Origin of the sequence: Micromonospora sp. NPDC049662 (assembly GCF_040675055.1) — a bacterium.
Classification (GTDB): Bacteria; Actinomycetota; Actinomycetes; order Mycobacteriales; family Micromonosporaceae; genus Micromonospora.
Window position 1 is genome coordinate 1 of the sequence record NZ_JBFAOC010000104.1, and the last position, 8,177, is coordinate 8,177.

Annotated in this window: 5 protein-coding genes; all 5 read left to right on the forward strand. The window is 73.4% G+C overall.

The window, feature by feature from the left end; genetic code table 11:
* The first annotated feature begins 343 nt into the window (after nucleotides 1-343).
* Nucleotides 344-2,317, forward strand: coding sequence for a penicillin-binding protein 2 (locus tag AB0J36_RS34010; protein ID WP_363661577.1), 1,974 nt, complete (start codon nucleotides 344-346; stop codon nucleotides 2,315-2,317).
* A 52-nt stretch (nucleotides 2,318-2,369) separates the two neighbouring features.
* Nucleotides 2,370-3,932 carry a UDP-N-acetylmuramoyl-L-alanyl-D-glutamate--2,6-diaminopimelate ligase gene (locus AB0J36_RS34015; protein ID WP_357170705.1) on the forward strand — a complete coding sequence of 521 codons (1,563 nt, stop codon included), beginning with the start codon at nucleotides 2,370-2,372 and terminating at the stop codon, nucleotides 3,930-3,932.
* Complete coding sequence (gene murF / locus AB0J36_RS34020) at nucleotides 3,929-5,326, forward strand: UDP-N-acetylmuramoyl-tripeptide--D-alanyl-D-alanine ligase (RefSeq protein ID WP_357399236.1); 1,398 nt, start codon at nucleotides 3,929-3,931, stop codon at nucleotides 5,324-5,326. The genes AB0J36_RS34015 and murF overlap by 4 nt, the downstream gene beginning before the upstream one ends.
* A complete protein-coding gene (gene mraY / locus AB0J36_RS34025; RefSeq protein WP_355049464.1) occupies nucleotides 5,323-6,447 on the forward strand; it encodes a phospho-N-acetylmuramoyl-pentapeptide-transferase in 1,125 nt (374 codons plus the stop codon). Before murF ends, mraY begins: the two co-directional genes overlap by 4 nt.
* Nucleotides 6,448-6,848: 401 nt before the next feature.
* A partial coding sequence (locus AB0J36_RS34030) for a putative peptidoglycan glycosyltransferase FtsW (protein ID WP_363661578.1) occupies nucleotides 6,849-8,177 on the forward strand: 1,329 nt, incomplete at its 3' end.

The window sequence follows — 8,177 nt, forward strand, 5'->3', positions numbered from 1 at the left end:
CCGGAGGCGGCCCGCCACGCCGAGCGGCGTCCCCCCGCCGGCCCCCGGCGCGCCGTCGGCCCCCCGCCCGGGCGGGGGCGGCTGCCGGGGCCCACCGAGGTCGCACGCGCCGCCCCGGGACCCCACGGGGTCCCGGCGCGGCTCTCGCCGGGACGCCGCCGACTCCGAGTCCCGCACGGGTGAGCCGGGGATCGGTGGCATCTCCGGCGCTCGGGCGTACACCCCGAGGGGGCGGACGGTCCGTGAGGAGCGCGGCACGCCCTCGCGCGGCGGGAACGCCGAGCAGCGGCGTACCCCTCGGGGCAGCACGCGGTCCGGCGACCCGTTCCGGCCGGCGTTGCAGGTGCTCGACGGCGGCCGGGCCGCCGCCCGCGCCGGCCGGCGTGACGCTCCGGCGGCCGGCCGCAGCGGCGTCGTGCGCACCGTCGCGCCCCGGAACCCGCGCGGCGCCCCCGGTGACGTCCCGCCGCCGCGTCGCCGCACCACGCCCCGCGCGCCCGGTCGCGGCGACCGTCCGACGGCCCGCCGGCCGTCCCGCAAGCCGCCCCGCCCGCCGAAGCTCGCCGACCCGCGGCTGCGGCTGCGCCTGGGCACCGTGCTCACCCTGGCGCTCTTCGTCGCCATCGGGGTGCGGTTGATCTTCCTGCAGGCGGTCGACACCCCCGCCTACGCCGGTGGTGGCGTCGCCGACCGGACGCGCACCGTGGAGCTGCCCGCGCCGCGTGGCGCGATCTACGACTTCCGGGGCGAGCCGCTGGCGCACAGCGTCGAGGCGCGGTACGTGTTCGCCGACCCGACGCTGATCGAAGACCGGTCCAGCCCCGGGTGGATCGGGGCGGACGCCACCGCCAAGGCGCTCTCCCCGTTGCTCGGCATTCCCGCGTCGAAGCTGACCGAGCTGATGAAGCCCCGCAAACTGGAGAACGGCAACGCGTCGCGTTTCGAGTACCTGGCCCGGGGGGTGGAGATCCCGACGGCCAAGCAGGTGCTGGACCTGGACCTGCCCGGCATCGGCGTGCACCGCGACGAGCGCCGGGAGGTGCCCGGCGGCGACCTGGCGGCCAACCTGATCGGCTTCACCAGCCAGGACATGGACGGCCTGGAGGGGTTGGAGGCCCGCTACGACGACCTGCTCTCCGGGCAGGACGGCCGGCGGGTGTACGAGGCCGGCCTCGGTGACCTCGCCGCGCCGATCCCCGGCGGCTACAGCAAGACGACTCCGGCGAAGCCGGGCAGCTCGCTGACCCTCACCATCGACCGGGACCTGCAGTTCCGTTGCCAGCAGATCCTCAGCGCGGGGATGGCGGGGCAGAAGGGCGCGACCGCCGCAGCCGTGATCATCGACGTCGCCACCGGGGAGGTGCGGGCCCAGGCCAGCGACCCCACCTACAACGCCGCCAAGCCGACCCCGGGCGACCCGGTCGCCCGGGAGGACGCCGCGACCAGCTTCGTGGTCGAGCCGGGCTCGGTGCACAAGGCCATCACCTACGCCGCCGCGCTCCAGGAGGGGGTGATCACCCCGGACACCACGCTGCCGATCGCGAACAGCATCAAGATGGGCGACACCTGGTTCTCGGACACGCACCCCGCCAACGGCAAGAAGATGAGCATTCCGGGGATGCTGGCCTTCTCGTCGAACGTCGGCGCCATCACCGTCGCCGACAAGCTCGGCAAGGACCGGCTGATCGACTACCAGAAGCGGTTCGGGCTGGGGCAGCCCACCCGCGAGGGCCTGCCCGGCGAGGCCAGCGGCCGGCTGCTGCCGGCCGACGAGTGGAGCGACTCGTCGTACGGTTCGGTGCCGATCGGGCACAGCGTCGACGCCACCCCGTTGCAGATGGCCGCCGCGTACGCCGCGATCGCCAACGACGGCACGTACGTGCAGCCGCACCTGGTCAAGGAGACGATCGGCCCGGACGGCAAGCGGACCCCCGCGCCCGCGCCGGTCACCCGCTCCGTGCTCAGCCCGCAGAACGCGGCGGCGCTGCGCACCATGCTGGAGGCGGTCACCACCGTCGAGGGCGCCACCGGCACCACGGCCGCGGTCTCCGGCTACCGGGTCGCCGGCAAGACCGGCACCGGGTGGCGTCGGGTCGACGGCAAGAGGCAGTCGGGCGAGGTGTCCTCGTTCATCGGCATGGCCCCCGCCGAGAAGCCCCGGTACGTGATCGCGGTCTTCGTGTACGCCCCCGGCGGTGGTGGCGCGGCGATCGCCAACCCGGCGTTCCGGAAGATGATGCAGTTCACGCTGCGTCACTACCGGGTGCCGCCGTCCCCGAGTGGTTCCGCACCGAAGTTCGTGGTCTATCCGCGCTGAGCGGCGTGGGCGCGACATCATCGGTGAGTGCCGACGAACCACCGGGGCGGCTGTGCGGCCGGAACCGGACGACCGGGTAGGGTCTGACGCCGTGCCCGGCAATCCACGTCCACGTACCGTGACCGGCGTACGGCTCGGTGATCTCGCCGCCCGGCTCGCCGTCGACCTGCCGGCGGACGCCGCCGACGTGCTCGTCACGGGTGCCACCCACGCGAGCCAGGAGGTCCGCCCCGGCGACCTGTACGCGGCCCTGCCCGGTGCCCGCCGCCACGGCGCGGAGTTCGCCGTCGGCGCGGCCGAGGCCGGCGCGGTGGCCCTGCTGACCGACCCGGCCGGCGCGGAGCTGGCGGCGGCGAGCGGCCTGCCCGCCCTGGTGGTCCCCGACCCGCGCGCGGTGCTCGGCGAACTGGCGTCGGCCGTGTACGGCGACCCGACCGCCGACCTGACCGTCATCGGCATCACCGGCACAGCCGGAAAGACGTCCACGGCCTATCTGGTGGAGTCGGGGCTGCGCGCCGCCGGACACACCACCGGACTGATCGGCACCGTGGAGACCCGCCTCGGCGATCTCGTGATCGACAGCGTGCGGACCACCCCGGAGGCGACCGACCTGCACGCGATGCTGGCCACCGCCCGCGAGCGGGGGGTCACCGCCGTCGTCATGGAGGTCTCCAGCCACGCCCTGGCCATGGGCCGGGTCGGTGGGGTGCGCTTCGCCGTGGGTGGCTACACGAACTTCGGCTCCGACCACCTGGACTTCCACGCCGACAGCGCCGACTACTTCGCCGCCAAGGCGCAGCTCTTCGACGGCCGGTGCGCGGTCGAGGTGCTCAACCGCGACGATCCGGCCCTCACGCCGCTCTACCAGCCGGCGACGGTCAGCTACTCGGCGGCCGGCGACCCCACCGCGACGTGGTGGGCCGACGGCGTCGACGGCGAGGGGTACGCGCAACGGTTCACCGCCCACGGCCCGGACGGCGTGGTCGTGTCCGCCGGGGTGGCGCTGCCCGGCCGGCACAACGTGGCAAACGCGTTGCTGGCCATCGCCGCGCTGGTGGGCGCCGGGGTGGACCCGCGGACCGCCGCCGGCGGGGTGGCCGCCTGCGGTGGCGTGCCCGGTCGCCTGCAACTCGTCGACGTCGCCGGGCCGGTGCGTGGGGTCGTCGACTACGCGCACAAGGCGGACGCGATCGTGGCGGCGCTGGCCGCGCTGCGGGAGCTGAGCGTCGGACGCCTGATCTGCGTGATCGGCGCCGGTGGGGACCGTGACCGGGGCAAGCGGCCGGTGATGGGCGCCGCCGCCGCCGATGGGGCCGACGTGGTGCTGGTGACCGACGACAACCCGCGCACCGAGGACCCGGCCGAGATCCGCGCCGAGGTGCTCGCCGGGGCGTACCGGGCCGACACCGCCGCCCGGATCATCGAGGTGGCCGGTCGGCGGGACGCGATTGACGAGGCGGTCCGACTGGCTGAGCCGGGCGACGTGATCGCTCTGCTCGGCAAGGGCCACGAGCGGGGCCAGGAGGTGGCGGGCGAGGTGTTCCCGTTCGACGACAGCACCGAGCTGGCCGACGCGCTGCGGGCCCGCTTCGCGGACCGGGCGGGTCAGCGGTGATCGCCCTGACCCTGGCCGAGGTGGCCACGGCCGTCGACGGGCGGCTCGTCGCCGCCGACCCGGCCGCCACCGTCACCGGTTCGGTCGAGTTCGACTCGCGCAAGGTCGGGCCCGGTTCGCTCTTCGTGGCGTTCCCGGGGGAGAAGGTCGACGGGCACGACTACGCGGCCAGGGCGATCGAGGCCGGCGCGGTGGCGGTGCTCGGCACCCGCGCGGTTCCCGGGGTGCCGATGGTGCTGGTCGACGACGCCCTGACCGCGATGGGACGGCTGGCCCGCGCGGCGGTGGACCGGCTGCCCGAGCTGACCGTGGTCGGGGTGACCGGCTCGTCCGGCAAGACCACCACGAAGGACCTGATCGGTCAGCTCACCGCCCGGCTCGGCGCCACGGTCGCGCCGCCCGGCTCGTTCAACAACGAGCTGGGTCACCCGTACACGGCGCTGCTGGCCGGGCCGGACACCCGCTACCTGGTCATGGAGAAGGGCGCGCGGGGCATCGGGCACGTGCGCTACCTGTGTGAGCTGGTGCCGCCGCGGATCTCGGTGGTGCTCAACGTCGGCACGTCGCACATCGGTGAGTTCGGCTCACAGGAGGCGATCGCCCAGGCCAAGGGCGAGCTGGTCGAGGCGCTGCCGGCAGACGGGCTGGCCGTGCTGAACGCCGACGACCCCCGGGTGGACGCCATGGCGAGCCGTACGCGGGCCCGGGTGGTCCGCTACGGCGAGGCGCCGGACGCCGACCTGCGCGCCGAGGACGTCACGCTCGACGAGCGGGGGCACCCGTCGTACACCCTGGTCACGCCGGAGGGGCGCGCGGCCGTGCGGCTCGCGCTGACCGGCCGCCACCAGGTCGGCAACACGCTCGCCGCCGCCGCGGTCGCCCGGGAGCTGGGCATGCCGCTGGCCGAGCTGGCCACGGCGCTCGGCGAGCTGGGGTTGAAGTCCACCCGGCGGATGGACGTCTTCGACCGGCCCGACGGGGTGACGGTCATCGACGACTCGTACAACGCCAACCCGGCCTCGATGGCGGTCGCGCTCCGGGCGCTTGGCAGCCTCGGACGGGAGAGGCGTACCGTCGCGGTGCTCGGTTACATGGCCGAGCTGGGCCCGTTCGAGCGCGACGGCCACGCCGAGGTCGGCCGGCTGGCGGCCGAGCTGGGTGTCGACCGGCTGCTCGTGGTGGGCGAGCCGGCCGCGCCGATCCACGAAGGCGCGACAGCGGTAGCGAACTGGGGAGGAGAGTCGGTGCTGCTCACCGATCAGGCGGCGGCCGTCGAGGTGCTGCGGGGCGAGCTACGGCCGGGCGACGTCGTCCTGGTCAAGGGCTCCCGGTACCGGACCTGGGAGGTGGCTGACGCCCTGCGCGCCGACGCCGCCGAGGAGGCCACTCGATGAGGGCCATCATCGTCGCCATCGGGGTGGCCTTCGTCGTCTCGCTGTTCTGCACCCCGATCGCGATCAAGGTGTTCACCCGGCTCAAGGCCGGCCAGCCGATCCGGTCCGACGGCCCGGCCATGCACCAGGGCAAGAAGGGCACGCCGACGATGGGCGGCGTGGTCTTCATCCTGGCCACGGTGATCGCGTACGTGGCCGGCCACCTGGCCCTGACCACGCTGCCGGACGCGCAGATCGCGCAGGTGGAGCCGACCATCACGGCGCTGGTGCTGCTGGGGCTGATGGTGTTCTCCGGCGCGGTGGGCTTCCTCGACGACTTCCTCAAGGTGCGCAAGCGCAACAGCGCCGGCCTCAACAAGCGCGGCAAGCTGCTCGGTCAGATCCTGGTCGGCGCGGTCTTCGGCGTGATCGCGCTGTGGTTCCCGAGCACGATGACCGACGCGACGGGCCGGGCCACCAACACCCAGACCGTGGGCAGCACCACGCTGAGCTTCATCCGGGACATCGACTTCCTGGAGGTCAGCAAGGTCGGCGCGGTGATCATCTTCATCTTCGTGGTGATGGCCGCGACGAACGGCGTCAACCTCACGGACGGCCTGGACGGTCTGGCGACCGGCGCCTCGGTGATGGTGCTCGCCGCGTACGCGCTGATCGCGTTCTGGCAGTACCGCCACTGGTGCGCCGACCCGAGCTACTCCCAGCCGTACTGCTACGAGGTCCGTGACCCGTTGGAGATCGCGCTGATAGCCGGGGCCGCCGCCGGGGCGTGTGTGGGCTTCCTGTGGTGGAACACGTCCCCGGCGCGGATCTTCATGGGCGACACCGGGGCGCTGGGGCTGGGCGGCCTGATCGCCGGCATGGCCATGTCCACCCGGACGATCCTGCTGCTGCCGATCATCGGCGGGCTCTTCGTGATCATCACGATGTCCGTGGTGATCCAGATCATCTCCTTCCGGACCACCGGTAAACGTGTGTTCCGGATGTCCCCGTTGCAGCACCACTTCGAGTTGGCCGGCTGGAGCGAGGTCAACATCGTGGTCCGGTTCTGGATCATCGCCGGCATCGGCGTGGCCATCGCCCTGGGCCTGTTCTACAGCGAGTTCCTCGCCAACATGACATAACCCCCCCGGGCGGGGGACCCTGCCCTGCCCCGCCGATCTTGCACCTTCTGTCGGTGGAATGTCCCGCTCTGCGGCTTAGGTCGGGACAGAAAGCGCAAGATCGGCGGGAGGGGGCTCGACACGCCCGGGGTGGCGTTCTGGAGCCGTCGGGGGTGTCGAGCGGTGATGATGTCGGGGTGGGGGAGGACATCGGCACTGAGGACAGAGCTGACGGCCGGCGGCGTCGGTCACCGAGCGCGGCGCGTACCGCGGTGACCGGTGGCGCTCGCGGGCCCGACGGCGCGCGTGGGCCGGAGCCGGGGGCGGCTCCGCGGGAGAGCGGCGCGGCGCGGGAGAGCAGTGCGGCGGAGAGCGCCGCCGGGGCGTCGGCGTCGCTGCGCGGGCTGGACGCGGCCGGTGGACTGGCCGCGCTGCGGGGCCTGCTGGACCGGCCGCTGGCCTCTTACTACCTGCTGCTGTCCAGCGCCGGCCTGCTGCTGCTCATCGGGTTGACCATGGTCTTCTCGGCGACCAGCGTGAAGGACTACGCCGAGGACGGCAACGCGTCGGCCTCGTTAACCAAGCAGGCCATCTTCGCGGTGATCGGCATCGGGGCGTTCTGGGTGTGTCAGCGGCTGCCCGCCAGCACCTACCGCTCGCTCGGCCGGCCGCTGCTGTTCACCGCGGTGGCCCTGCTGCTGGTGCTCAACCTGCTGGTCGCGTACGGCCGGCTCGCCAACCTGAAGTCGGTGTCGTTCGGGCCGATCGAGGCACGGCTGAACTGGCTGTTCGTCGGCGGGATCCAGCTCCAGCCCTCCGAGTTGGCCAAGTTCGCGCTGGTCCTCTGGGGCGCGCACGTGATCGCCCGCAAGGGGGCCGCGCTGGGCTGGTTGCGGGAGCTGGCCACCCCGCTCTTCCCGGTGATGGGCCTGCTCTTCGTGCTGGTCGGCTACAACGACACCGGCACGATGCTCTGCCTGTTGGCCCTCGTGGTCGGCCTGCTCTGGGCCGCCGGCGTGCGGATGCGGGTCTTCGGCGCGCTGACCGTGGCCGGCCTGCTCGGCGTCGGCCTGCTCATCGCGGTCGCCTCGCTGGGCGCCGGTTCCGGCGAGCGCGGCGCGGACAACTACCGGCTGGCGCGGCTGACGTCGTTCATCAACCCGCCCGACCCGCAGGAGTGCAAGCTCGACGGCTGCCTCCAGCTCTACCAGGGTCGGCTGGCCATCGAGCACGGTGGCTGGTTCGGCGTCGGGCTGGGCAAGGGCAGCGTCAAGTGGGACTGGCTGCCCGAGGCCCACAACGACTTCATCTTCGCGATCATCGCCGAGGAGTTGGGCGTGATCGGCTGCGCCGTGCTGCTCGCCCTGTTCGCCGTGCTCGCGTACACCGGTCTGCGGATCGCCCGGCGGGTCGACGACCCGTTCCGCAGGCTCGCCGCCGCCGCCGTCACGACCTGGCTGGTGAGCCAGGCGGTGATCAACATCGGCGGCGTGGTCGGGCTGCTGCCGATCACCGGTCTGCCGCTGCCGTTCATCTCCGACGGCGGAAGTGCCCTGGTCGTGACGTTGGCGGCGATCGGGATGCTGGCGTCCTTCGCCCGCGCCGAACCCGATGCGGCCAGAGCACTGCATGCCCGTCCGCCGGCCCGGTGGGTCCGACTACTCTGGGCCCCGTTGCCGCCGCTTCCCGGCCGGATCGGGATCCCACCCCAGCGGCTGGCCGCGTACCGGGAGAGCTTCGGCGTGCCCGAG

Coding starts and splice junctions, on each gene's coding strand:
- mraY (WP_355049464.1), top strand. CDS start 5,323: ATGAGGGCCATCATCGTCGCCATCGGGGTGGCCTTCGTCGTCTCGCTG.